23 protein-coding genes are annotated in these 23,821 nt (G+C 67.5%); 18 read left to right on the forward strand and 5 right to left on the reverse strand.

From position 1 onward, the window contains the following. Positions 1 to 2 precede the first annotated feature (2 nt). The 11 genes from ABIA65_RS23680 to ABIA65_RS23730 all read left to right on the forward strand — a co-directional run bounded on the left by ABIA65_RS23680 (position 3) and on the right by ABIA65_RS23730 (position 12,967). Entirely contained in the window at positions 3 to 998 is a 996-nt protein-coding gene (locus ABIA65_RS23680; RefSeq protein WP_241399588.1) for an ABC transporter substrate-binding protein, read from the forward strand. Positions 999 to 1,029: 31 nt separating this feature from the next. Next, the gene (locus tag ABIA65_RS23685; protein WP_241399587.1) at positions 1,030 to 1,833 is read left to right on the forward strand and encodes an ABC transporter ATP-binding protein; all 804 of its coding nucleotides are present in this window, start codon (positions 1,030 to 1,032) and stop codon (positions 1,831 to 1,833) included. Beyond that, positions 1,830 to 2,681: an ABC transporter permease gene (locus tag ABIA65_RS23690; RefSeq protein ID WP_241399586.1), complete on the forward strand. Its 852-nt coding sequence runs from the start codon at positions 1,830 to 1,832 to the stop codon at positions 2,679 to 2,681. Before ABIA65_RS23685 ends, ABIA65_RS23690 begins: the two co-directional genes overlap by 4 nt. Next, the gene (locus ABIA65_RS23695) at positions 2,678 to 3,469 is read left to right on the forward strand and encodes an ABC transporter permease (protein ID WP_241399585.1); all 792 of its coding nucleotides are present in this window, start codon (positions 2,678 to 2,680) and stop codon (positions 3,467 to 3,469) included. Before ABIA65_RS23690 ends, ABIA65_RS23695 begins: the two co-directional genes overlap by 4 nt. Positions 3,470 to 3,543: 74 nt before the next feature. Further along, positions 3,544 to 5,802, forward strand: a complete 2,259-nt coding sequence (locus tag ABIA65_RS23700; RefSeq protein ID WP_354525072.1) for a xanthine dehydrogenase family protein molybdopterin-binding subunit — start codon at positions 3,544 to 3,546, stop codon at positions 5,800 to 5,802. Beyond that, a complete protein-coding gene (locus ABIA65_RS23705) occupies positions 5,799 to 6,680 on the forward strand; it encodes an FAD binding domain-containing protein (protein WP_354525073.1) in 882 nt (293 codons plus the stop codon). The genes ABIA65_RS23700 and ABIA65_RS23705 overlap by 4 nt, the downstream gene beginning before the upstream one ends. Next, a complete protein-coding gene (locus tag ABIA65_RS23710) occupies positions 6,670 to 7,185 on the forward strand; it encodes a (2Fe-2S)-binding protein (RefSeq protein ID WP_354525074.1) in 516 nt (171 codons plus the stop codon). The genes ABIA65_RS23705 and ABIA65_RS23710 overlap by 11 nt, the downstream gene beginning before the upstream one ends. Continuing rightward, a complete protein-coding gene (locus ABIA65_RS23715) occupies positions 7,172 to 8,308 on the forward strand; it encodes an FUSC family protein (RefSeq protein ID WP_354525075.1) in 1,137 nt (378 codons plus the stop codon). The genes ABIA65_RS23710 and ABIA65_RS23715 overlap by 14 nt, the downstream gene beginning before the upstream one ends. Beyond that, complete coding sequence (locus ABIA65_RS23720) at positions 8,309 to 9,544, forward strand: amidohydrolase family protein (RefSeq protein ID WP_354525076.1); 1,236 nt, start codon at positions 8,309 to 8,311, stop codon at positions 9,542 to 9,544. A gap of 32 nt (positions 9,545 to 9,576) precedes the next feature. After that, on the forward strand, positions 9,577 to 10,770 hold the full coding sequence (locus ABIA65_RS23725) for an acyl-CoA dehydrogenase family protein (protein WP_354525077.1): 1,194 nt from the start codon (positions 9,577 to 9,579) through the stop codon (positions 10,768 to 10,770). A gap of 28 nt (positions 10,771 to 10,798) precedes the next feature. Continuing rightward, entirely contained in the window at positions 10,799 to 12,967 is a 2,169-nt protein-coding gene (locus ABIA65_RS23730; protein ID WP_354525078.1) for a thiamine pyrophosphate-dependent enzyme, read from the forward strand. A 19-nt stretch (positions 12,968 to 12,986) separates the two neighbouring features. Here the strand turns inward: ABIA65_RS23730 and ABIA65_RS23735 are convergent, their stop codons facing one another. Genes ABIA65_RS23735 through ABIA65_RS23745 form a run of 3 tightly spaced genes read right to left on the reverse strand, consistent with a single transcriptional unit; the run spans position 12,987 to position 15,009 of the window. Then, positions 12,987 to 13,862, reverse strand: a complete 876-nt coding sequence (locus tag ABIA65_RS23735; protein ID WP_241399577.1) for an SAM-dependent methyltransferase — start codon at positions 13,860 to 13,862, stop codon at positions 12,987 to 12,989. Positions 13,863 to 13,864: 2 nt separating this feature from the next. Then, positions 13,865 to 14,683, reverse strand: coding sequence for a mycofactocin-coupled SDR family oxidoreductase (locus ABIA65_RS23740; protein ID WP_241399576.1), 819 nt, complete (start codon positions 14,681 to 14,683; stop codon positions 13,865 to 13,867). A gap of 11 nt (positions 14,684 to 14,694) precedes the next feature. Then, entirely contained in the window at positions 14,695 to 15,009 is a 315-nt protein-coding gene (locus tag ABIA65_RS23745) for a putative quinol monooxygenase (RefSeq protein ID WP_241399575.1), read from the reverse strand. Positions 15,010 to 15,270: 261 nt separating this feature from the next. Between ABIA65_RS23745 and ABIA65_RS23750 the strand changes: the two genes are divergently transcribed. Both ABIA65_RS23750 and ABIA65_RS23755 read left to right on the forward strand, forming a co-directional pair. Further along, complete coding sequence (locus ABIA65_RS23750; RefSeq protein WP_354525079.1) at positions 15,271 to 17,826, forward strand: FtsK/SpoIIIE family DNA translocase; 2,556 nt, start codon at positions 15,271 to 15,273, stop codon at positions 17,824 to 17,826. Between the two features lie 115 nt (positions 17,827 to 17,941). Then, on the forward strand, positions 17,942 to 18,784 hold the full coding sequence (locus ABIA65_RS23755; protein ID WP_354525080.1) for a type IV toxin-antitoxin system AbiEi family antitoxin: 843 nt from the start codon (positions 17,942 to 17,944) through the stop codon (positions 18,782 to 18,784). Here the strand turns inward: ABIA65_RS23755 and ABIA65_RS23760 are convergent. After that, entirely contained in the window at positions 18,781 to 19,269 is a 489-nt protein-coding gene (locus tag ABIA65_RS23760) for an amino-acid N-acetyltransferase (protein WP_241405719.1), read from the reverse strand. The genes ABIA65_RS23755 and ABIA65_RS23760 overlap by 4 nt on opposite strands. 68 nt (positions 19,270 to 19,337) lie before the next feature. On the opposite strand from ABIA65_RS23760, the gene pgsA reads away from it, so the two are divergent. The 4 genes from pgsA (at position 19,338) to pspM (ending at position 22,150) form a co-directional block, all read left to right on the forward strand. Continuing rightward, positions 19,338 to 19,934, forward strand: coding sequence for a CDP-diacylglycerol--glycerol-3-phosphate 3-phosphatidyltransferase (pgsA, locus tag ABIA65_RS23765; protein ID WP_241399572.1), 597 nt, complete (start codon positions 19,338 to 19,340; stop codon positions 19,932 to 19,934). A gap of 85 nt (positions 19,935 to 20,019) precedes the next feature. Further along, entirely contained in the window at positions 20,020 to 20,343 is a 324-nt protein-coding gene (gene clgR, locus ABIA65_RS23770) for a transcriptional regulator ClgR (protein WP_241399571.1), read from the forward strand. A 167-nt stretch (positions 20,344 to 20,510) separates the two neighbouring features. Next, positions 20,511 to 21,320 carry a phage shock protein PspA gene (pspA, locus tag ABIA65_RS23775; RefSeq protein WP_241399570.1) on the forward strand — a complete coding sequence of 270 codons (810 nt, stop codon included), beginning with the start codon at positions 20,511 to 20,513 and terminating at the stop codon, positions 21,318 to 21,320. 11 nt (positions 21,321 to 21,331) lie between these two features. Beyond that, positions 21,332 to 22,150: a phage shock envelope stress response protein PspM gene (pspM, locus tag ABIA65_RS23780; RefSeq protein WP_354525081.1), complete on the forward strand. Its 819-nt coding sequence runs from the start codon at positions 21,332 to 21,334 to the stop codon at positions 22,148 to 22,150. A 13-nt stretch (positions 22,151 to 22,163) separates the two neighbouring features. Here the strand turns inward: pspM and ABIA65_RS23785 are convergent, their stop codons facing one another. Next, entirely contained in the window at positions 22,164 to 22,601 is a 438-nt protein-coding gene (locus ABIA65_RS23785; RefSeq protein WP_354525082.1) for a limonene-1,2-epoxide hydrolase family protein, read from the reverse strand. A gap of 41 nt (positions 22,602 to 22,642) precedes the next feature. Between ABIA65_RS23785 and ABIA65_RS23790 the strand changes: the two genes are divergently transcribed. Next, positions 22,643 to 23,815, forward strand: coding sequence for a glycosyltransferase (locus ABIA65_RS23790; RefSeq protein WP_354525083.1), 1,173 nt, complete (start codon positions 22,643 to 22,645; stop codon positions 23,813 to 23,815). The last annotated feature ends 6 nt before the right edge of the window (positions 23,816 to 23,821 follow it).

Genomic DNA, 23,821 nt, shown 5'->3' on the forward strand with positions numbered 1-23,821 from the left:
TGATGTCACGGTTCCCCAAGTTCTTCGGTGCGGTCGTCGCTGCATCGGCCCTGCTCGTCGGCGGTACGGCATGCGCCGACGAATCCGCGGGCCCGGCCGGAGGCGGCACCGACACTGACACGCTGAGCATCTCGGCGACGGGTGTGGACAGCCTGCCTTTCATGGCGATCCTGCAGGTCGGAATCGACAAGAAGTGGTTCGAGGAGGAGGGTCTGAAGGTCGACCTGTTCTCCGGTGGGGGCGGCGGCAACACGCTGCGCGTGGTCACCAGCGGTGACGCCGATATGGCCATCGCGGGGAACAGCTCAGTGCTTCTGGCTGCGCAGCAGGACAATTCGAACCTGAAGGTCATCGCGCCGTGGTTCCAGATGAACGACTTCTCCTGGATCAGTCCCCCCGGGCGCAGCATCGACGGGGCGACGCTGGGCTTCAGCTCGGCGGGATCGTCAACCGAGCTGCTGGTCAAGGGCCTCGAACGTGAACTCGGCGATGGGATCAAGTCTCAGGCCGTCGGTCAGATGGGGGACAACTGGACGGCCGCCAAGGCGAACCAGATCACCGCGGGCTGGGCGATGCAGCCGTTCATCGCCGAGAAGCAGGCGTCCGAGAACGCCGAGGTCCTGGTCGACTCACGCGAGGTTCTCGGTGACCTTCCTGCCGACCTGGTGGCCGTCAACACTTCCTACGCCGACGCGAACCCCGAGAACCTCAAGAAGTTCTTCAAGGTCGCGGACCGGCTGAACGAGTGGGTGGTGGCGAACCCCGACGAGGCCGCCACCGAAATCGCACCCCTGGTGGGGGTTTCGCCCGACGTGATGAAGGCGGCCTTCAAGAGCACCCCGGACCTCGCCAAGGGCTACTCACTGAAGGTCGACGCCGATGGGCTGAAGAACCTCTCGGAGCTGATGGTGGGCGCCGGGCAGATCGAGGCACCCGTCGACTGGGCCGCGGTGCTCGATCAGCAGTACCTGCCCGAGGACGCCCAGACGTCATTTTGATCCCACAACCACCGATCGGAGAGGTATCGCTGTGAACTCACAGGGCATCGAGATGACAGGCGTGTCAGTCGTTTTCGACACACCGGCACGCAAGGTCACCGCGGTCACCGGCATCGATCAGACCGTCCCGCATTCGAGTTTCGTGTCCATCGTCGGACCGAGCGGATGCGGTAAGTCGACGCTGCTCGCGGTGGTGTCGGGTCTGCAGAAGGCCTCCACGGGCACTGTGAGTGTGGCGGGCAGGCCCGTCACCGGCCCCGACCCCAAGATCGGGGTGGTGTTCCAGGAGGATTCGACGCTGCCGTGGCGCACCGTCGAGGAGAACGTCAGCTTCGCCATGGAGATGATCGGGGGTGTCCCCAAGGCGACTCGGCACCAACGTGCCTTGGAGACCATCCAACTCGTCGGCCTCGGTGGTTTCGAGAAGTCCTACCCCTCGATGCTCTCGGGTGGCATGCGCCAGCGCGTCGCCTTGGCCCGGACGCTTGCGGTGCAGCCCGAGGTTGTCTTGATGGACGAGCCGTTCGCCGCGCTCGATCAGCAGACGCGGCTGTTCCTCGGCGCCGAGGTGCGACAGATCTGGGCCAGCACTCAGCAGACCATCATGTTCGTCACGCACGACATCTCGGAGGCAATCCTGCTGTCCCAGCAGGTTTGGGTGATGTCCTACCGGCCCGGCACCATCATCGACGTCGTTGACATCGATCTGCCCGATGAGCGAGACGCGAGCGTTGTGTCGACTCCGCGCTTCAACGAACTGCACAACCGAATCTGGGGTTCGTTGCAGGCCGAGTCGATGCGCGGTTTCAAGCAGCAGGAGGTTGCGGCCACGTGACCACCTCCCTCTCGGAAGCCGACGTACCACCCATGGAGGCCAAGCCACCCAACAGCGCGGCGCCCGAATCGTCGGCGAAGAAGCCTCGGATCGGCAGCACGGCCTACAGCGTTATCGCCACAGTGGTGCTGGTCGGGCTGTTCGTCGTGTTCGCCGAGATCGGTTCGCGCGCAGGGTGGTGGAGCGATCACGTGATGCCCGCGCCGTCGGTGATCTTCGGCGCACTGGGCCGCCTTCTGACCGAACCCCAGTTCTGGCTCGATGCGCAGCGCACGGGTGTCGAGGTAGCGGCGTCGATAGTGCTCGGCTGTCTGTTGGGATTCGCTGCCGGCCTGCTGTTCTGGAAGGTTCCCCTGATCGGCCGGGTCTTCGAACCGTATCTGGTGTCGTTCTATGCCGTGCCGCTGGTGCTGTTCTATCCGGTGATGATCGTGCTGGTCGGTATCAACGCCATGTCGGTGATCATCCTGGCCACGATCATGGCGGCCATTCCGATGGCGCTCAACACCGCAGTCGGTCTCAACCAGATGCCGCCGGTCTACCTGAAACTCGCTCGCTCGCTGCGGGCGTCGCCGCGGCAGACGCTGTTCGCGATCGCGATCCCCGCCGCCGGTCCCTTCATCGTCGCGGGCCTGCGACTGGCCGTCGTCTACGCGCTCATCGGCACCATCGCGATGGAGTTCACCACGGCCCAGGCTGGCCTGGGCTACCGGATCCGGTATCTGTACGAGATCTTCGACAACACAGAGATGTTCGCCTACATCGTGGTCGTGCTCCTGTTGTCGTGTCTGCTCACCGTCGTTCTCGCAAGCGTCGAGCGGCTGCTGTTGCGAGGGAGGAACACATGACCGCCACAGTGCCGCAGACCACCGAGAGCCCGAAGCGTTCACCGCGGAAGTTCTCCGCACGCGCGCTGCTGAGCAACCAGTTGTTCGGCGCAACCCTGGTCGCGGTGCTCATCGTCATCGGATGGCAGGTGATGTCCGGCCTGACGTTCGTCATCCCGTCACCGCTGCAGACACTCACCGTGCTGTTCCAGAATCTGTCCGATCCGGCCTATCTGTTCGATCTGCAGGTCACCGCGCAGTCGGTGGGAATGGCGTTCGTCATCGGGACCGCCATCGGCGGGGGAACCGGCTTGCTCCTGGGGCTGTCCCGCCACCTGCGAATGATCTTCGAGCCGCTCATCATCATGCTCAACGGCATCCCGAAGATCGTGCTGTACCCGGTGCTTCTGCCGATCTTCAGCCTGTCCGGTTCCAAGGTCGTGATGGGCGTTCTGTTCGCGCTCTTCCCGGTGCTCATCAACGTCTCGACAGGTGTTCAGGAGATCCCCAAGGTCTACTGGAAGCTGGCCCGTTCGGTGCGCGCCAACGCGTGGCAGACGCTGGTGCACATCATCTTTCCGGCCATCCGCAGGCCACTGCTGACCGGAATCAGACTCGCCGTCAGCCTGGCGGTGGTCGGGGTTGTGCTGTCCGAGTTCTTCGCCACCCGAAGGGGTCTGGGACGCGTCGTGCTGCAGGCGTACAGCCACGGTGACTACCCGTCGATGGTCGCCACCATCATGCTGCTGATCACGATCTCGTTCGGTATCTCGATCGCTCTGTGGCAGTGGGAGAAACGACTCCATTGACCCGGCAGGAACGTGAGCCTGACTCCGGCCGAGGATGGATCGGGAGTTCGGTGCGGCGTCGGGAGGACGACCGCATGCTCGGCGGGAACGGACGATTCCTCGCCGATCACGCCGCGGGCGCTCACCACGTCGTCTTCGTGCGGTCCAGCCAGGCGCACGCGAGGATCACCGGGGTCGACACCACAGCGGCCGAACGCATGCCCGGTGTGCACGGTGTGTACGTCGCCGACGACCTCGGGCTGGCCGGGGCGCCGATCCCATCGCTGACCACGCCCGATCCCGACTTCACCGCGGCGACGTCGCTGGTTCTCGCCGACCAGCGCCTACCGATTCTCGCCTCCGATCTCGTGCACTACGTCGGACAGCCGATAGCGGTCGTCGTCGCGGACGACCGCTATCTGGCCGAGGATGCCGCCGAGAACGTCGAGGTGTCCTACGAAGTGCTGCCACCGGTTGTCGACGCCGAGGCGGCGCTGGAGCCGACGAGTCCCGTCCTGTTCGATCACCTGACGGGCAACGAGGCGGCCAGCCTGGAGTACTCGTTCGGAGATCCCGACGCCGCGTTCGCGACGGCGCACCACGTCGTCGAGGGCACCTATCGGATGGAGCGCCACGGCGCCGTCCCGCTCGAGTGTCGCGGAGTGCTGGCACATTTCGACATCGCCAGGCAACGGGTCGAGGTCATGACATCGACCCAGGTGCCGCACATGGTGCGCAACGCCGTGTGCGGTGTGACCGGCTGGCCGCGCGAGGACGTGAAGGTCTCGGTGCCCGACGTCGGTGGCGGCTTCGGCACGAAGGCCAACGTCTACGGCGAGGAGATCGTGCTCGCCGCGCTGGCCCGGCACACCGGTCGGCGAGTGATCTGGGTTGAGGACCGGCAGGAACATCTGGTCGCCAGCGCGCAGGCGAGGGATCAGCTACACCGAGCGCGGCTGGCGGTCGACGCCGACGGTCGAATCGTGGCCTGGGCGGACGCCTTCCTCGTCGACATCGGCGCAGGAAGCCTCTGGGTCGCGGGCATCATCGCGAACACCGCGATCCACCTGATGGGTCCATACCGGATTCCCGCCGTCCACATCAGCGGCCGCGCCGTGCTGACCAACAAGACACTCGTCGCGCAGTACCGTGGCGCCGGACGCCCCGAGGCCACGTTCGCCCTGGAGCGCAGCCTGGACGCGGCCGCGGCTGCGCTGGGGATATCCGTCGACGAGATTCGCAGGCGCAACCTGCTGACCGCCGCCGACATGCCGTATGCCCGACCGATCCCGTACCGGGACGGTGTCCCCATCGCGTATGACGGCGGTGACTACCTGGCGTGCCTCGAGTCGGTCACCCGTGCGCTACCCGCCTCGGAGGTGAACGCCTGTGCCGCTGAGCATCCCGATCACCGAATCGGGTACGGGCTGTCCTCGTACCTCGAGGCCACCGGCCGCGGCCCGCACGAGACCGCCCGGGTGCGCCTGCTGCCCAATGGCCAGTTCGAGGTGACCGCGGGCGCGGCGTCGGCGGGTCAGGGCCACGAGACGGTGTTCGCCCAGGTGGCCGCCGAGGCACTGGGAGTGTCGATCGCGCAGGTGCGTTACGTCGTCTCCGATACCGAGCGGCTGCCCGAGGGTGTCGGGACGTTCGCGAGCCGTTCGGCAATTCTCGCCGGCTCCGCCGTGCACCAGGCGTGCGGCGAGCTGATCGAACTCGCGTCGCATCGGGCCGCCGAGCTGCTGGAGGTCGCCGAAACCGACTACGCGGACGGGCGGTTCACCGCGGACGCCGATGTGATCGGCTGGGACGAGCTCGCAGCGGCCGGGCGCGTTGGCGGTGCGGACGAGGGCGGAGCCGCGCTCGACGTCACGACGGTGTACCGCGTGGAGACCGTCACCTGGACCATGGGTGTGCACGCGGTGGTCCTCGGCGTGCACCGTCGGACGGGCATAGTGAAGGTGTTGCGCTATGCGGTGTCGCATGAGGGCGGGCGCGAGATCAACCCCCGCATCGTCGAGGGACAGATCGTCGGCGGGGTGGCGCAGGGGATTGGCGGCGCGTTGTTCGAGGCGTGGCGCTACTCGGCATCCGGGGAGCCGACGTCGACCAGCTTCGCCGCCTATCACCTTCCACTGACCACCGATGTCCCCAGCGTGATCGTCCACCATCTCGAGGTCGACACCCCGGCCAACCCGATCGGTGTCCGGGGCGCGGGGGAGAGTGGCACCATCGCGGTGTACTCCGCCATCGCCAGTGCCGTCGATGACGCACTGGGCGGCGGCTATCACGTCACCACGACACCGATCGAGACCGGGAATCTCTGCCGGGCGTTGGCCGGAGCGGCCTCGTGAAACCCGCCGAGTTCACCTATCACCGACCGGATTCCGTCGGCGAAGCCCTGCGGTTGTTGGCCGATAACCCCGACGCCAAACTGCTCGCGGGCGGCCAGTCACTGCTGACACTCATGAACCTGCGGCTTGCGCGACCCACCGCGGTCATCGACATCGGCCGGCTGACCGAACTGGGCAGGATCTTCGATGACACCGAGGATCTGGTGCTCGGCGCAATGGTCACCCACCGCACCGTCGAGGTCGACCCGCTGATCGCCGCCCGCGCTCCATTGCTCGCCGATGCGGCCCGCTACATCGGGCACATCGGCATCCGTAATCGGGGCACCATCGGCGGTTCAGTCGCACATGCCGACCCCGCCGCCGAGATGCCATTGGCCACATTGGTTCTCGACGCCACCTTCCACGTCGAGTCGGCGACCAGGGGTAAGCGCCAGGTGGCCGCCGAGGAGATGTTCGTGTCGTTCTACACCAGCGCCCTGGAGCCCGACGAGATGATCACCTGGATCTCGGTGCCTGCCATCCGGCCGGATCAGGGCTGGGGGTTCGTCGAATACGCCCACCAACATGGCGATTACGGACTCGCCGGAGCGGGTTGTCTGCTGACCGTGGGACCCGACGGCACGGTGGCGGAGGTTCGCGCCGCCGTCCTCAGCGTGGCCGACCGCCCGCTGCTGTTCGTCGGTGCTGAGGCGGTGGGGCGCGAGCCGTCCGACCAGCTCTGGGAGAACCTCGCCGCGGATTGGGCGGCCCGCACGGAACCGGCCGCCGACGATGCCGACTACGCCCGCCGGTTGTGTGCGGCCGCGCTGACTGAGGCGCTGACCGATGCCACGCGACGGGTGGCCGCACGACGAGGGGAGGCCGAGGTTGTCCGCTGACACACCACCGCCGGTGACCGTCTCGGTGACGGTGAACGGAAGACTCATCAGGCGATCCGTTCCGCCGCGCCTCACGCTCGCCGACTTCCTGCGCGACGAACTCGGCCTGACCGGTACCCACTTGGGCTGCGAGCACGGGGTGTGCGGTGCGTGCTCGGTACTCGTCGAGGGACGGTCGGGGCGTGCATGCCTGACGTTGGCCGTTCAGGTCGACGGCCTGCGCGTCGACACCGTCGAGGGTCTCGACCAGTTCGAGGAGGCCGCGCGTCTTCGGCGAACCTTCTCCGAACGCGGGGGACTCCAGTGCGGATTCTGCACGCCGGGCTTCCTGGTGACCGCGACTGAATTACTACGCGACCCCGACGCCGAGAAGCCGCTGACCGCCGATTCTGTGCGTGAGGCGTTGTCCGGCAACATCTGTCGGTGCACCGGTTATCAGGCGATCGTCGCTGCCGTGCTGGATGCGGCGGCGCCGCTGGACAGTGCGGACAGTGAAGAGACCTGACGGTGTCGCGCCGGTGACGCCGCCACGGCGGCGCGCCGCCGATCTCCTCCGCCCGGTGGGCAGGAGCCGATGGGGGATGGCGGCCTGGCTCGCGCTGGGGCTTGGTGCGATTCTCGGCGTGTCCGCAGCGCTGGGACGTGCCGAATTCGGTTCGGCGGTGGCACTGGGATTCGTGTTGACCGCGGTGCCGTCCCTGCCGACGACACTGCGGTCAGCCCTGGCGATCATCGGGATTCGTGGTGTCACCGTGCTGGCCGGCGCGACCGTGGCGGTGCTCACCGCCGGCGATCCGCTCACCCTCGGCATGGCGACTGTCGCCGCCGCGGTGTGCGGCGGCCTGCTCGAGCGCGTCGGGCCGACCGCGGGACTCGCGGTCGTTCTGGTCGGCGTCGACGTGCATCGCGCAGGCCACGGTGACGCGTCGGCGGCGACGGTGCTGTGGCCGTATGCGATTGGGGTCTTGGTCGTCGCCATCGCGTGGGCGGCATGGTTCGCATGCGCTGAGGCGATTCGCGCGACCCGGCGCGAACCCCGTGCCGAGCCAACCGCAGCCGCCCGCACGTCGTGGCAGGCGCGGTGCTCCCACGCCGCCCGGGTGGGTGTCGCCGTCGGTGCCGCGGCGGTGATCGCGGCGATGCTGCCCTCCGATCTGGTCGGCGGGCACTGGCTGATCACCAGCGTGTTGCTGACGGTGCAACCCGCGGCCGTCGACACCGGAATGCGTCTGGCGCAACGGCTCTCCGGCAACGCCGTGGGGGCGTTGATCGCGGCGGTGCTACTGGGCACGCATCCCGCCGTTCCCGTCGTCGCGGTGGTCACGGTGGTGTTGTTCACCCTGGCCATGGCGCTGCGACCGGTCAACTACACGTGGTGGGCGGTGACCGGGCCGCCTGTGCTGCTGGTGATCAGCGAGTACCCGCAGCTGTTCCCGTGGTACGAGGGCGGGGTGCGGCTCGCGATGAACCTCGCGGGCGCGGTGATCGTGCTGGCGGTGGTCTTCGGGTTTCCCATGCTGGGCCGTCTTCCCGCGTTGGGCCGCATCGGATCTCGCAGAAGACCCGACGACTTCCCCGATGACGAGAATTCGGATAGTGTATACAAAATCCAAACAAGGAGTGTGTAGATGACGACCCTGCTCGTGGAGGACATCGGCCTCCTTGTGCACGGCGACCGGGCCATCGCGCCGCTCCGTGACACCACACTGGTCGTGCAGGACGGGGTGATCACCGGCATCGGGACCGACGTCGATACCCCAGACCAGGTGCTGTCCGCAGGCGGGCTGACCGTGATGCCCGGCCTGATCGACGGCCACGTCCATCCGACCTTCGGCGAATGGACACCCGCGCAGGACGCCATCGGATGGATTCACAACTATCTGCACGGCGGCACGACGTCCATGGTGTCCGCGGGTGAACTCCACATCCCTGGCTTGGCGTTCGACGCACTGACACCCGAACTCGTGCTCAGCATCGCGATCACCTCCAAGCACACCACCGGGCGGATGCGCCCCTCCGGGGTGAAGGTCAACGCGGGCACCGTCCTCCTCGTGCCCGGTATGACCGAGGAGCACTTCGACCGCGCGCACCGCGAGGGCATCGACCAGCTCAAGTTCATCTTCTACGACTGGAATCGGCTGGGGGACGGTGAGGCCCAGCGATACATGCAGTGGGCTCACGACCGCGGTATGACGGTCAAGATGCACTCCGGCGGAGTGTCCCGGTCCGGGTCGAGCCGCGTCGCGGGCGCCGACGTGGTGCTGGCTGTCAGCCCCGACATCGTCGGGCACATCTCGGGCGGCCCCATCCCGCCGCCGGACGCCGACATCGTGGCGATCATCGCGGGTCTGCCCGACACGCATGTGGAGGTGTGCAGCTCCAACAACTATCGGGCGACCACGCTGGTCGTCGACGAACTCACCCGGCGCGACGGCCTCGGCCGGCTCACGCTCGGCACCGACACCCCCGGCGGCACAGGGGTGATTCCCCGCGGAATGCTGCGCAATATCTGCTATCTGGCGTCGGTGTGCGGCGTCGACCCCGTGTCGGCCGTTGCCGCGGCCACCGGGCAGACCGCGCGGGCGCACGGCTTGAACACCGGCGTCATCGCCGAGGGGATGCCCGCCGATCTCCTGGTGCTCGGCCCCATCACCGGCTCGACCGCGACCAACGCACTCGAGTCGTTCGCCCTCGGCGACCTGCCCGGTATCGCGACCGTCCTGGTCGACGGTGTCCCGCTGGTCGCAACCCGCAGTGAGCAGACGCCACCGCCGAGCCGGTCGGTCACATGGCGCGGCGCCGAAGTGCGTCAACAGGCTGCGTGCCCGGTCCCGGTGGGGGCCCATTCGTCCGGTTGCTGCTGAGCTGTCAACATCCAACGATATTAGGAGTCAACGTGTCTCGATCTTCAGCGCAGAAGCCCGGTCCGACCAGCCCGGACGTCCTGCTACGCGTCGACAGTCTGCTCGACGACGAGGAGCGTCAGATTCGCGACGCCGTGCGGACCGTCGTGAAGAGTCGCATCGCCCCGGAGATCGCGACGTGGTACGAGAGCGGCGAACTGCCCGTCCGTGAACTTGCCGTCGAACTCGGCGAGCTCGGCGTCCTTGGCATGCACCTGCAGGGTTACGGCTGCGCGGGCACGTCGGCAGTGGCGTACGGACTGGCCTGCCTGGAACTCGAGGCCGGTGACTCCGGAATCCGGTCGCTGGTCAGCGTGCAGGGGTCGCTGGCGATGTTCGCGTTGCACGCCTTCGGCAGCGAGGAGCAGAAGCAGCAGTGGTTGCCCGAGATGGCCGCCGGGCGCAAGATCGGGTGCTTCGGGCTGACGGAGCCCGACTTCGGCTCGGACCCGGCCGGAATGCGCACGCGCGCCACCCGGTCCGGCGATGACTGGATCCTCAACGGTGCCAAGATGTGGATCACCAATGGCTCGGTGGCCGACGTCGCGATCGTGTGGGCCCGCACCGACGAGGGGATCCGCGGGTTCGCCGTCCCCACCGACACGCCCGGCTTCACCGCACACACCATCAAGTCGAAGATGTCGCTGCGCGCATCGGTGACCAGTGAACTGGTCCTCGAGGACGTCCGACTCCCCGAGAGTGCCCGGCTGCCGGGCGCCACCAGCCTGCGCGCGCCGTTGAGCTGCCTCAACGAGGCGCGCTTCGGCATCGTGTTCGGCTCGGTCGGTGCAGCCCGGGACTGCCTCGAGACCGCGCTCACCTACGCCCAGACCCGAGTCCAGTTCGACCGTCCCATCGGTGGTTTCCAGCTCACCCAGCAGAAGATCGCCGATATGACGCTCGAGTACGGCAAGGCGTTCCTGTTGGCGATGCACCTCGGCCGGGCCAAGGACACCGACGGGTTGCGCCCCGAACAGGTCAGCCTCGGCAAGCTCAACAACGTGCGGGAGGCCATCGCGATCGCCCGCACTGCTCGCACCATTCTGGGTGCCAGTGGCATCACGGGGGAGTACCCGGTGATGCGGCACGCCAACAACCTGGAGTCGGTGTTGACCTATGAGGGCACCAGCGAAATGCATACTCTGGTAATCGGGCAGGCCCTCACCGGCACCGCCGCGTTCCGCTGACCGAGTCGGGAAGGGTCAGAGAAGTAAAGTGGCCGAATCAATCGATGAGTACTTCACCGCGACGATCTCCGAGCTGACAAGCCCCGAGACCGCGGATCCCTCCGTGCTGCAAGGGCTGTCACCGCAGCGCTGCCTGGACGTGTTCGACGCGCAGCTGGGTAGCAGGCATCTGGACCTGGCGGCGCGCTGGTTGCGGTCACACGGCAAGGGCTTCTACACCATCGGCTCGTCGGGCCACGAGAGCAACGCGGCGGTCGCCGCCGCGCTGCGGCCCACCGATCCAGCGCTGTTGCACTACCGTTCAGGCGGCTTCTTCCTGGCCCGCGCGAGCCAGGTGCATGGCAGCGATCCCCTGCGCGACGTCCTGCTGGGGTTGGTTGCCGCCACCGAGGAGCCGATCTCCGGCGGCAGGCACAAGGTGTTCGGCCGCCACGACCTCAACGTCATCCCGCAGACGTCGACGATCGCCTCCCACCTACCGCGGGCGCTGGGCGTCGCGTTCTCGATCGCTCGGGCGCGCAAGTTGCGTGTCGAATGCCCCTGGCCCGCCGATGCACTCGCGGTGTGCAGCTTCGGTGACGCGTCGGCGAACCACTCCACGGCGGTCGGCGCCATCAACGCAGCGATGCACACCGCGTATCAGGGTGTGCCCGTGCCACTGCTCTTCGTCTGCGAGGACAACGGCATCGGCATCAGCGTGCGGACCCCGCAGGGTTGGATCGCGCGCACCTATGGAAACCGAGACGATCTGCGGTACTTCACCGCCGACGGCACCGATCTGCCGTCAGTCCTCGCGACCGCGGAGCTTGCCGCGGAATACGTACGGACACAACGTCGTCCCGCGTTCCTACACCTGCGCACCGTCCGGTTGATGGGACATGCCGGCTCGGACTACGAACCGGCCTACCGCAAACCCGACGAGATCACCGGTGATTTCGACCGCGACCCGGTGCTGTGCACCGCGCGGTTGCTCATCGACGCGGGAGTGCTCGACCCGCAAGAGGTGATCGAGGCCTACGAGGCCAAGCGGACCGAGATCCTGGAGATGGCCACCGAGGTCGCCGAACTCGACCAACTCGACGGCCCGCGCGCGGTGATGACTCCACTGCGCGATGCACTCGATGAGGCCGTCGGTGCCACCGAGGCCGCCGCGAAACCGGCACCCACAAAAACCCCGTCGGCGCCGATCACGGTCGCCCAGGCGATCAACCGCGCGCTGCAGGATGTGCTGGCCACCGACCCAGGGGCCGTCGTGTTCGGCGAGGACGTCGGCCGCAAGGGTGGCGTCTACGGGGTGACACGCGGGCTGCAGGCCAGGGCGGGAACGGCGCGCGTCTTCGACACACTTCTCGACGAGCAGTCCATCCTGGGGCTCGCGTTGGGCGCGGGAGTGTCAGGGCTGCTGCCCATTCCGGAGATTCAGTACCTGGCCTACCTGCACAACGCCGCCGATCAGATCCGCGGCGAGGGCGCCACGCTCCAGTTCTTCTCCAACCGGCAGTACCGCAATCCGATGGTCGTCCGAATCGCCGGCTACGGCTACCAGAAGGGATTCGGTGGGCACTTCCACAACGACAACTCCATCACCGCGATCCGGGATCTCCCAGGTGTCGTGATCGCTTCCCCCGCCCGGCCCGACGATGCCGCGGCGATGATGAGGTCGTGCGCCACCGCGGCCCGGTCGGCGGGTGTGGTCTGCCTGTTCCTCGAGCCGATCGCGCTGTACCACACCCGTGACCTGTACGACGACGGCGACGATCTCTGGCTCGCCGACGACGCCGGTGGCGTCGTGCCGATCGGCCGCGCCCGCACCTACGGGGACGGCCGTGATCTCACCATCCTCACGTTCGGCAACGGCCTGCGTATGAGTCTGCGTGTGGCGCGCAGGCTGGCGTTGCTCGACATCGCCGTGCGGGTGGTCGATCTACGGTGGCTCGCCCCACTTCCGGTGGACGACATCCTCGCCGAGGCCACGGCAACGGGCCGGGTGCTGGTGGTCGACGAGACGCGCGCCAGTGGTGGTGTCAGCGAGGGCGTGCTGACAGCGTTGATCGACCACGGATACACCGGCGGCATGGCCCGGGTCGCGAGCGATGACAGCTTCATCCCGCTCGGTGACGCCGCCCTGGCGGTGATGCTGTCCGAGGACACCATCCTCGAGGCCGCGGTCAAACTGGCACGCACCGCCGCGGTCTGATTGGCGGCACCGCCGCGAGCTAATCGACCTTCTCGGCGTACGCCGACCACTCGATCTGCGACGCCGTGAGGTGGCGGCCGGCGGGGCGTATGTAGCGGTCACGGATCTCGTCGGGGCCCAGTTGCTCCCGCAGCCGCCAGCCGTAACCGCCGAGGAACGCCGCGACGTCCTCGGGTTGCATGCCGAACTTCCAGATCTCGCGCTTGCGAACGAACTTGCGGTGGAGCGTGTCCGCGCCGTAGAGCTCGGCACCCGAGAGGAAGTCGGCTCGGACGTAGGTGAAGTCGATCCGGCTGCCCGCCGCGACTGACGACAGTTGGTCGAACGTCGCGCGCACCGCCGACTCGGTCAGGTACTGCGTGACACCCTCCCAGACGAAGAACGTGCGGCTCTCGGCGCGGTAGCCACTGCCGGCCAGTGCGCCGAGCAGATCGTCGCGTTCGAAGTCGACCGGCACCAGGTGTACCGACGGGGGTGGGGCGCCGAGAACCTTCGCCACGATGTTGTGCTTGCGCGCGATGTTGATCGGCAGGTCGACCTCGAAGACGGGGACGTCGCTGCGGCGGGCCAGCCGGTAGGCCCGGCTGTCGAGCCCGGCGCCGAGGACCACCACGGCGTCGACGTCCCCGAGTGCAGCCGTGAGATTGTCGTCGATGTAGCGCTTGCGGCAGGCGATATTGGCCCACAGTCCCGGGCCGTACCGCTCCGATGTGCCGATCACCGCTCGGCGCACGGGCGCCCAGCGTGTCGCGGCGACGACCGCCTGCAACGGTAACGGGAGGAAGGGTGCCGCCAGATCGTCGTCGACCAGCCGTCGCCGGGGTGACTCGTTCTGCTCCACCGCGGACAGGACCATCGGCCCGAAGGCTGTGCCCGCGGCGGGGTTTCGCGGCATCGCTACCTCTTGTTGACGTAGCCCGCGTCGAGCGGCAGCGTGATTCCGGTGACGTAGCGAGCGGCATCGGACACCAGCCACAGCACCGCATTGGCGATGTCCTCGGTTTCGAGGGTCTGCACCGGCAACGCGTTCCGCATATCCGGTCCCCCCTTGCTCTTCTGGGCCATGCCCTGGAGCCAACTGCGGGTGAAGTCGTTGTCGATCATCGGTGTGTCGACGCCGGCCGGGTGAATCGAGTTGACCCGGATGCTGAATGACGCAAGGTGATTGGCGTACACCCGCATCAGTCCCACGATCCCGTGCTTGGCCGCGGCGTAGGCGACCGAACCCGCCACCGGTGACGCCAGGCCAACCAGGCCCGCCACCGAGCTGGTCAGGACGATCGCTCCGCCGTTGCCCGCCTTGATCATTGGTCGCATCGCCACGTCGACGGTGTGGTAGACGCCGGTGAGATTGACGTCGAGCACGTCACCCCACGCGTCTTCGCCGTCCATCGGGGCGATGCCCGCGTTGGCGATCACGATGTCGAGGCGCCCGCCGAGTTCCTCGACGCCGGCCTTCAAAGCCTCCTTGAGCCCCGCACGGTCCCGAACATCAGCCTGCGACGCGACGATACGCGCGCCGGTCTCCTCGACGAGCTTGACTGTGGCGGCCATGTCATCCGGTGTGGCCAGGGGATAGGGCACCGAGGCGATCTGGTCACAGAGGTCGACGGCGATGATGTCGGCGCCCTCGGACGCCAGTTTGACTGCGTGCGCGCGACCCTGGCCACGGGCGGCGCCGGTGATGAAGGCGACTTTTCCGGTGAGCGATCCCATATCGGTTTCCGCTAGCTCCGCAGCTGACCCTTGGCCGGGTCCCCGGCGACCACCGGCGACAGCATCTTGATGTCCGGAGCGCCGTCGAGGTGCTCGCCGACCGCGCCGAAGAGTGCGCCAATCGCAGGTGCGGTGCTGTGCGCCTTCAGTGCCTCCTCGTCGGCCCACTGCTCCACGAAGACGAATGTCCCGTTGGCCTCGTGCAGCGAGTACAGCTCACAGCCGGGCTCGGCGTGCACCGCCTCGATGGCGTTCTTACATGCCTCCCGCACCGTGTCGACGGACTCGGGTTTGGCGGTCATGGTGGCGACAACGACGACGGGCATAGTGCTCCTCGGACTGCTCGATGAGTGATTCAGGTCACGACATTACTGCGCACACTTGCCGGTCACCTGGCCACCTCCTGGCGATTTGGGCGCGCTTTCATTCGTCCAGCGAACAAAACCGCGCCCAAACTGCCCATTCGCGGTGTCTGCGCAGGTGAGGCGCACGCTGTCTACCTGCAGCTTTCGTTGTCGGATGGTTAGCGAACTGTTACCTGTGTGGCTGATGGTGCAAATGGGTCTACTGCGACTAGGCTTACCCGCATGGCAAGTAAGACCGTCAGCCGATCTGGCACGCGAAATACCAGGTCAGGGGCGGCGTCGCGAAGCGCCAGCGCCCCGAAGCGTCCTGCGTCCCCGCGTAAGAAGGCGCCCGCTCGCAAGGCGCCCGCTCGCAAGTCGAGCGCATCGGGAGCGGGTTCCGCGGGCGCGGCCGTCGGGCGCGGTGCGCGCGCCGGTTGGTTGATGCTGGCCAAGGGGGCGGGCAGCACCGCACGATCGATCGGTCGTGCGCGTGACCTCGAACCCGGCCATCGCCGCGACGGTATCGCCCTGGCACTGCTCGGTATCGCCGTCGTCATCGCGGCCAGCTCGTGGTTCGACGCGGCCCGGCCGGTCGGCGGCTGGATCGACGTCGCCGTGCGCACTGTGATCGGCTCCGCGGTGATCCTCGTCCCGTTGCTGCTCATCGGCAGCGCGGTTGTGCTCATGCGCACCGAACCCCAGCCCGAGTCGCGCCCGAGGCTGATCCTCGGTTCCACCATGATTGCGCTCCCGGCCCTCGGGCTCTGGCATCTGTGGGCCGGCTCGCCCGCCGACCCGATTGCACGCCGCAGCGCCGCGGGCTTCACCGGCTTCGCGATCGGTGGCCCGCTGTCCGACGGTCTCACGCCGTGGATCGCCGCACCCCTGTTGTTCATGGGAGTCCTGTTCGGAGTTCTGTTGGTCACGGGCACCACGATCCGTGAGGTTCCAGAGACCGTGCGGGCGCTGTTCGCCACCGGATACCGCGACGACGATGACTACTACGAGGACGACAACGACGACGACGAGTACGACGACCGTCCGGGCGAGCAGGCCGAGGACTTCTCGGACGGCTACTACGACGAGCCCGCCGGCTACAGCGAGGATCCGGCCCCGGCGTGGACTGCCGCCGAGTCGCCCGAGCCCGCCGGAACCCCGTACGACAACTACCCACTGGCCGATGAGACCCCGACGGTCCCCGAGCCGGTTCGTCCTGCGCGACGTAAGAAGGAGCCGAAGAAGCCCGAGGCCGCGATGACCGCGGTGCTCGACCGCGTCGTCGAGGGGCCCTACGCGCTGCCGCCACTGGACCTGCTCGTCGCCGGCGACCCGCCGAAGCTGCGCACGGCCGCCAACGACAAGATGATGGACTCGATCAACTCGGTCCTGCAGCAGTTCAAGGTCGACGCCGCCGTCACGGGATGCACCCGCGGACCGACCGTCACGCGCTACGAGGTCGAACTCGGCCCCGGCGTGAAGGTTGAGAAGATCACCGCGCTGCAGCGCAACATCGCCTATGCCGTGGCCACCGAGAGCGTGCGCATGCTCGCGCCCATCCCCGGCAAGTCGGCCGTCGGCATCGAGGTGCCCAACATCGACCGCGAGATGGTTCGCCTGGCTGACGTCCTCACCGACCCGGTCACCCGCAGCGACCACCATCCGTTGGTCATCGGTCTCGGCAAGGACATCGAGGGTGATTTCATCTCGGCCAACCTGGCCAAGATGCCGCACCTGCTGGTGGCGGGTTCGACGGGCTCGGGCAAGTCGAGCTTCGTCAACTCCATGCTGGTGTCGCTGCTGACCCGGGCCACGCCGGACGAGGTCCGGATGATCCTGATCGACCCCAAGATGGTCGAGCTGACGCCGTACGAGGGCATCCCACACCTGATCACGCCGATCATCACGCAGCCGAAGAAGGCGGCGGCCGCGCTGACGTGGCTGGTCGAGGAGATGGAGCAGCGCTACCAGGACATGCAGGCGTCCCGGGTGCGGCACATCGACGTGTTCAACGAGAAGGTCCGCTCGGGTGAGATCACCACGCCGCTGGGCAGCGAGCGGGTCTACAAGCCGTACCCCTACATCCTGGCTATCGTCGACGAGCTCGCCGACCTGATGATGACCGCTCCCCGCGATGTCGAGGAGGCGATCGTCCGGATCACGCAGAAGGCGCGCGCCGCGGGTATCCACCTGGTGCTGGCCACCCAGCGCCCGTCCGTCGACGTCGTCACCGGCCTGATCAAGACCAACGTGCCCTCGCGGTTGTCCTTCGCGACGTCATCGCTGACCGACAGCCGGGTCATCCTCGACCAGCCGGGCGCCGAGAAGCTGATCGGCATGGGCGACGGGCTCTTCCTGCCGATGGGGGCCAACAAGCCGATCCGTCTGCAGGGCGCCTACATCAGCGACGAGGAGATCCACGCCGTCGTCGAGGCCACCAAGGCACAGGCCGAGCCGGAGTTCGTGGAGGGTGTCACCGCCGCCAAGCCGGCCAGTGAGCGTTCCGACGTCGATCCCGACATCGGCGACGACATGGACGTGTTCCTGCAGGCCGTCGAACTCGTCGTGTCCTCGCAGTTCGGTTCGACCTCGATGCTGCAGCGCAAGCTGCGGGTCGGGTTCGCGAAGGCCGGCCGGTTGATGGACCTGATGGAGACGCGCAACATCGTCGGGCCGTCTGAGGGGTCGAAGGCACGCGAGGTGTTGGTCAAGGCCGACGAGCTGGCGGGCACGCTGATGCTGATCCGCGGGGGTTCTGACGCTGCCGGTGGCGACGCCGACGACGAACCCGACTTCTAGCGAGTCCTCTTCTAGCTAGTCCCGCCGAACGTGACACCACTGCGAAGAATCGGTCGGATTCTCGCAGTGGCGGCACGCTCGGCGATCTGTCGGCGGTCGTAGGCACACTCCCCATATGGGGGAGCCATTCATCGGCACGGAGGCGGTCGCGGCGGGCAGGCTGACGCCCTACGCGTTGCGAAGCCGCTTCGTCGCCGTACACCGCGACGTCTACATCTCGCGTGGGGCCGAGCTGTCGGCGATATCGCGCGCCAAGGCGGCGTGGCTCTGGTCCGGCCGTGCGGGTGTCGTGGCCGGTCAGTCGGCGGCCGCGCTGCATGGTGCGAAGTGGGTCGACGCAGCGGCACCAGCCGAACTCCTGCACCCTAACCGCCGCCCGCCGCCTGGCATTCGGACGTGGTCGGACCGCGTCGAAGACGACGAAGTCCATGTCATCGGCGGTATCGCGGTGACCAACCCCGCTCGGACCGCCTTGGACATCGCCCGGCGGTACGAGGTCGATCGCGCCGTCACAGCGCTCGATGCTCTTGCCAGAGCAACGAGACTCAAATCGGCTGACGTTGAGTTGCTGGCGGAGCGGTATTGCGGCAGGCGCGGTATCCGCGCAGCCGCCACTGCTATCGATTTGATGGACCCCGGCGCAGAGTCGCCCCAGGAAACCCGGATTCGGCTACTCCTCATTCGCGCTGGCTTCCCGCGTCCGGAGACACAGATCCCGGTGTACGACGAATGGGGACAACGCGTCGCCGTGCTCGACATGGGCTGGCGCGACGCGATGGTCGGCGTGGATTACGAGGGCAGACACCACTGGAGTACCCGTCGCGATTTCGGCCGTGGGATCAGGCGCCACGACACGGTCACCGGACTGGGATGGATCGACGTCAGGGTCACGGCGGAGGACACCGACGCCAGCATCGTCGATTGGGTGCGGCAGGCGCGCGCACGCCGAAATCGCTAGAGCAGCAACAGCATCCGGGTGTTGCCCAGAATGTTGGGCTTGACGTAGGACAGGTCCAGGAACTCCGCGATGCCGATGTCGTAGGACCGGCACATCTCCTCGTAGACCTCGGCGGTGACCGGCGTTCCGGCGATCTCCTCGAAGCCGTGCCGTCCGAAGAACTCCGTCTCGAACGTCAACACGAAGATCCGCTCGAGCCGTAGCTCGCGGGCCACATCCAGAAGCGCCGCGACCACCGCGTGCCCGACACCCCTGCCGCGGACCTTGGGGTGGGCGGCGACTGTGCGCACCTCGCCGAGATCCGACCACAGCACGTGCAGCGCGCCGCAGCCCACCACCTCGTTGTCGATCTCGACCACCCAGAACTCCTGCACGGCCTCGTACAGGGTGACGAGGTTCTTCTCCAGCAGGATCTTTCCGGCATAGATGTCCACCAATTCCTTGATGGCGGGGACGTCGGAGGTCCGGGCGCGCCGAACCGACATGGGCTCGTTAAGAGGCGCTGGGCTCACAGGTGGAGAGTATCGGTAGGTGCAACGGATATTCTGTGTCGGTGCCAGGACCACCAGATACCGATCCCGTGGTTCCGCGCGTCCATGTGCTGAACGCCGCCAACGCGTTGACGGCCTTGCGAATCGTCCTCGTCCCGGTGTTCCTGGTCGCCCTGTTCGTCGGTGACGGCCATGAAACGTTCTGGCGAGTAGCGGCATTCGTCGTGTTTGCGACGGCCGTGATCACCGACAGGCTCGACGGCGAGATCGCGCGCAGCTACGGGCTGGTGACCGAGTTCGGCAAGCTGGCCGATCCGATCGCGGACAAGGCCCTCATCGGTGCCGCGTTGATCGGTCTGTCGGTGCTCGAGGTCCTGCCATGGTGGGTGACGGTGGTGATCCTCGTGCGTGAGGTCGGCGTCACGGTGCTGCGCTTCGCGGTGCTGCGTCGCGGTGTCATCCCCGCCAGTCGCGGGGGGAAACTGAAGACCCTGGTGCAGGCGGTGGCGATCGGGCTGTTCGTGCTTCCGCTCTCGGGTGCATGGCTGGCGTTGGCGTGGGTTCTGATGGGAGCTGCGATCATCCTCACCGTCGTGACGGGCGCGGACTACGTGATCTCGGCCGTCAGGCAGTCGCGCCGCCGACCCGCCATCGGGTGATCTGTCGGGTTTCGGGAACCAAATCGAGGCGCGTCTGCGTTCTTCGTGAAGTGACCGCCGAGTGACCCAGAGCAAGGAGCCCACCATGACGGCATTGCTGCGCGAAGTGATCGGTGACGTGCTGCGTCAAGCCAGGACCTCGCAGGGTCGGACCCTGCGCGAGGTGTCCGATGACGCCCGCGTCAGCCTCGGCTACCTCTCGGAGGTGGAGCGGGGACGCAAGGAGGCCTCCAGCGAGCTGCTTGGTGCGATCTGCACCGCGCTCGACGTGCCCCTGTCCCGTGTTCTGACCGACGCGGGCGAGGAGATGGAGCGCAGGGAGGGCGGACGGCTCGCGAGCGCGATCGGCAATATCGACGTCGCCACGAAGGTCGTCATCCCGCAGGCCGTCACGATGGCGGTCGCATAGGCCCTTCGGTCGCGCCACGGACCGAGAAATCGCCTGCAGGGGTGTGGTGGTCTGCGCGAAACCGATAGGTTGGCAGCTAGCGCAAACACAGGCAGGTAGCCGGCCCCCAGCGGGTGGGTACCGAAACGACACAGAGCATCGAATAGACACGAAGGCGGAACGAACTCATGGCCAATCCGTTCGTCAAGGCGTGGAAGTACCTCATGGCGCTCTTCAGCTCCAAGGTTGACGAGTACGCCGACCCCAAGGTGCAGATCCAGCAGGCGATCGAGGACGCGCAGCGCCAGCACCAGGCTCTGACCCAGCAGGCCGCACAGGTGATCGGCAACCAGCGGCAGCTGGAGATGCGACTGAACCGCCAGCTCGCCGACATCGAGAAGCTCCAGGTCAACGTGCGTCAGGCACTGACGCTGGCTGATCAGGCCACCGCTGCCGGCGACGCGACCAAGACCACCGAGTACACCAACGCCGCCGAGGCGTTCGCTGCGCAGCTGGTGACCGCCGAGCAGAGCGTCGAGGATCTCAAGAGCCTCCACGACCAGGCGCTGCAGGCCGCGGGCCAGGCGAAGAAGGCCGTCGAGCAGAACGCCATGATGCTGCAGCAGAAGATCGCCGAGCGCAGCAAGCTGCTCAGCCAGCTCGAGCAGGCCAAGATGCAGGAGCAGGTCAGCGCCTCGCTGCAGTCGATGAGCGAGTTGGCCGCCCCCGGCACCACGCCCAGCCTCGACGAGGTGCGCCAGAAGATCGAGCGACGCTACGCCAACGCGATGGGCGCTGCCGAACTCGCACAGAACTCCGTGCAGGGCCGGATGATGGAAGTGCAGCAGGCCAGCGTGCAGATGGCCGGGCACTCTCGGCTCGAGCAGATCCGCGCGTCCATGCGCGGTGAGTCGTTGTCCGCAGGCGGCACCGCCGCCCCGGCCACGCCTGCGGTGAACCCGCCCGCGGCTGCGCCGGAAAACCCACTGTCGCAGTAACTCTGAAGATCATGGCAGCGGATTACCGAAGCGGACGACACGAGGCCTGGCGCACGCTCGCGCAGCGTGGCGTCGACACCGCGGCTGAGATGTCCGATGTGCTGGCGCAGAAGTTGGGTGCTGCGGCCGACCCGAGGGCCAAGTTGCTGCGCAAGCGCAAGTGGGCGCTTCGGACGGGGCTGTTCCTCGCGTTCTCGTCCGGCTTCTGGATCGTGGTGACGGCCGTGCTGGCGTCCTGGGATACCCCGGCGTGGGCGCTTCTCATTCCGGCCCCCATCGCCGTGGGGGCGGCGTTCCTGTCGACCCTGGCGTTCCTGCGCTACCGCTGGCTCAAGCGGGCGCCGCTGCCTGCTGAGCGAAATCTGCGGCGGCTGCCGCCATGGGGGTCGGCGGCCCGTCAGCCGATGGCCGCACTGGCGTCGTCCGAACGTGGGCTGTTCTCACTGCTCGGCATCATGGAACGGGGGCACATGCTGCCCTCAGACGAGCTGAACGAGGTGGTGACGGCCGCGAACCGGACAGCCGCCACCATGACGGCCACAGCCAATGAGATCGTCTCGATGGAGAGGGCCGCGCACGCCGCGCCGCAATCACGCGCCCATCTGACGCCGACCATCGCGAGCTTCGCCGCACAGCTCGATGCCGGTAGCCGCCAGTACGGCGATATGGTGACCGCCGCGGCGCAGCTGGTGTCCGCGGCGAACTCCGGATCGATGTCGAGTTCTCCGATGTCGGCTCAACGCCAACGGTACGAACTCAGTGCCGCGACCGACCGCCTGGCCGGGTGGGCGCAGGCGTTCGACGAACTCGGACACCTGCGCGGCGCCTAGGGTCGCCGGTCCCTCACATGGACTTGCGCAGGGCGGGGACCGCGATGCCGAGGACACCCCGGACGGTCGCCTTCAGCATGTCGAGGAAGTCGAAGTAGTCCCGCCACAGCGTGATGCGGCCGTCTTCGACCTCGAACACGCCGCACACCCAGAACTGGACCCGCAGTGGGCCGAGCACAATGGCGTCGGTCCGCTCGTTCAGCACGGTGGAGCCCTCGGCGACGTTGCGATGGAACTTCACCTCGAAGCCCATCTTGCCCTCCATGCCGCGCAGCAGCTTGACCACGCGGGAGCGGCCGCGGATCGTCGGCAGTCCCACGTTCTGGTAGACCACATCATCGGCCAGGAGCGAGTCCAGGGTCTCGAAGTCCTGGGTCTGCAACGCGTACAGGAAGGTCTCGACGGTGCTCGCGTTGATCGCGCCCGTGACATCGGGTGGTTGCTGAGTCATGGCGTCAGGGTAGTGGCGCGGCCTGTGGCAGGGTAGTGCCGATGCGCATCGCGGTGGTGGCCGGGCCCGACCCCGGACATGCGTTTCCGGCGATCGCACTGTGCCTTCGCTTTCTGTCCGCCGGTGACCATCCGACGCTGTTGACCGGTAGGCAATGGCTCGACACGGCCCAATCCGCCGGCGTCGACGCGATCGAACTCGACGGCCTGGACCCAGCAGACGGTGACGATGACACCGACTCCGGTGCCAAGCTTCACCAGCGCGCCGCCCGGATGGCGGTTCTCAACGTGCCGCACATCCGCGACCTGGCACCTGACCTGGTGGTATCCGATGTCATCACAGCGTGCGGCGGTATGGCGGCCGAACTCCTCGGTCTTCCGTGGGTCGAACTGACCCCGCACCCGCTGTACCGGCCGTCGCGGGGGCTTCCGCCGCTGGGTAGCGGCCTGGCGCCAGGCGTCGGACTCAAGGGCCGTCTGCGCGACACCGTGATGCGCGCGTTGACCGCGCGGTCAATCCGGCGCGGCACGGTGGAACGGGAGGCGGCACGCGCCGGAATCGGGCTGCCCGCCGACGATCCCGGCCCCCTTCGCAGCCTCATCGCAACACTGCCCGCCTTGGAGGTGCCGCGACCCGACTGGCCGGATGAGGCCGTGGTCGTCGGTCCACTGCACTTCGAGCCGACGTCGTCGGTGCTCGAGGTCCCACCCGGCGATGGTCCGCTGGTAGTCGTCGCGCCCTCGACGGCGACCACCGGCGCCGAGGGGCTCGCGGAGGTCGCGCTCGCCGCGCTGATACCGGGGGAGACGTTGCCGACCGGCACGCGGGTCGCGGTGTCGCGGCTGGGTGGGCCTGACACCACGGTGCCCCCCTGGGCGGTCGTCGGCCTGGGCAGACAAGACGAACTGCTGACGCGCGCGGATCTGATGATCTGCGGGTCTGGCCACGGCATCGTCAGCAAGACACTGCTGGCGGGCGTGCCGCTGGTGGCCGTACCGGGTGGTGGCGACCAGTGGGAGATCGCGAATCGAGTTGTCCGACAAGGAAGTGGCCGACTGATCCGACCGTTGACCGCCGACGCCGTGGCGGCCGCTGCGGCCGACGTGCTGTCATCGCCGGGCTACCGCGAGCGCGCGCTCGCGGCCCGTGCCGGTGCCGACACGGTCGCAGATCCGGTACGGGTGTGCCATGAAGCGCTCGGCGCCTCCGCGTAGGTTGGT

This window comes from Mycolicibacterium sp. 624, assembly GCF_040548615.1.
Taxonomy (GTDB): domain Bacteria; phylum Actinomycetota; class Actinomycetes; order Mycobacteriales; family Mycobacteriaceae; genus Mycobacterium.

Coding starts and splice junctions, on each gene's coding strand:
- ABIA65_RS23680 (WP_241399588.1), top strand. CDS start 3: ATGTCACGGTTCCCCAAGTTCTTCGGTGCGGTCGTCGCTGCATCGGCC.
- ABIA65_RS23695 (WP_241399585.1), top strand. CDS start 2,678: ATGACCGCCACAGTGCCGCAGACCACCGAGAGCCCGAAGCGTTCACCG.
- ABIA65_RS23700 (WP_354525072.1), top strand. CDS start 3,544: ATGCTCGGCGGGAACGGACGATTCCTCGCCGATCACGCCGCGGGCGCT.
- ABIA65_RS23720 (WP_354525076.1), top strand. CDS start 8,309: ATGACGACCCTGCTCGTGGAGGACATCGGCCTCCTTGTGCACGGCGAC.
- ABIA65_RS23735 (WP_241399577.1), bottom strand. CDS start 13,862: ATGCCGCGAAACCCCGCCGCGGGCACAGCCTTCGGGCCGATGGTCCTG.
- ABIA65_RS23740 (WP_241399576.1), bottom strand. CDS start 14,683: ATGGGATCGCTCACCGGAAAAGTCGCCTTCATCACCGGCGCCGCCCGT.
- ABIA65_RS23745 (WP_241399575.1), bottom strand. CDS start 15,009: ATGCCCGTCGTCGTTGTCGCCACCATGACCGCCAAACCCGAGTCCGTC.
- ABIA65_RS23750 (WP_354525079.1), top strand. CDS start 15,271: ATGGCAAGTAAGACCGTCAGCCGATCTGGCACGCGAAATACCAGGTCA.
- ABIA65_RS23755 (WP_354525080.1), top strand. CDS start 17,942: ATGGGGGAGCCATTCATCGGCACGGAGGCGGTCGCGGCGGGCAGGCTG.
- ABIA65_RS23760 (WP_241405719.1), bottom strand. CDS start 19,269: ATGTCGGTTCGGCGCGCCCGGACCTCCGACGTCCCCGCCATCAAGGAA.
- clgR (WP_241399571.1), top strand. CDS start 20,020: ATGACGGCATTGCTGCGCGAAGTGATCGGTGACGTGCTGCGTCAAGCC.
- pspA (WP_241399570.1), top strand. CDS start 20,511: ATGGCCAATCCGTTCGTCAAGGCGTGGAAGTACCTCATGGCGCTCTTC.
- pspM (WP_354525081.1), top strand. CDS start 21,332: ATGGCAGCGGATTACCGAAGCGGACGACACGAGGCCTGGCGCACGCTC.
- ABIA65_RS23785 (WP_354525082.1), bottom strand. CDS start 22,601: ATGACTCAGCAACCACCCGATGTCACGGGCGCGATCAACGCGAGCACC.
- ABIA65_RS23790 (WP_354525083.1), top strand. CDS start 22,643: ATGCGCATCGCGGTGGTGGCCGGGCCCGACCCCGGACATGCGTTTCCG.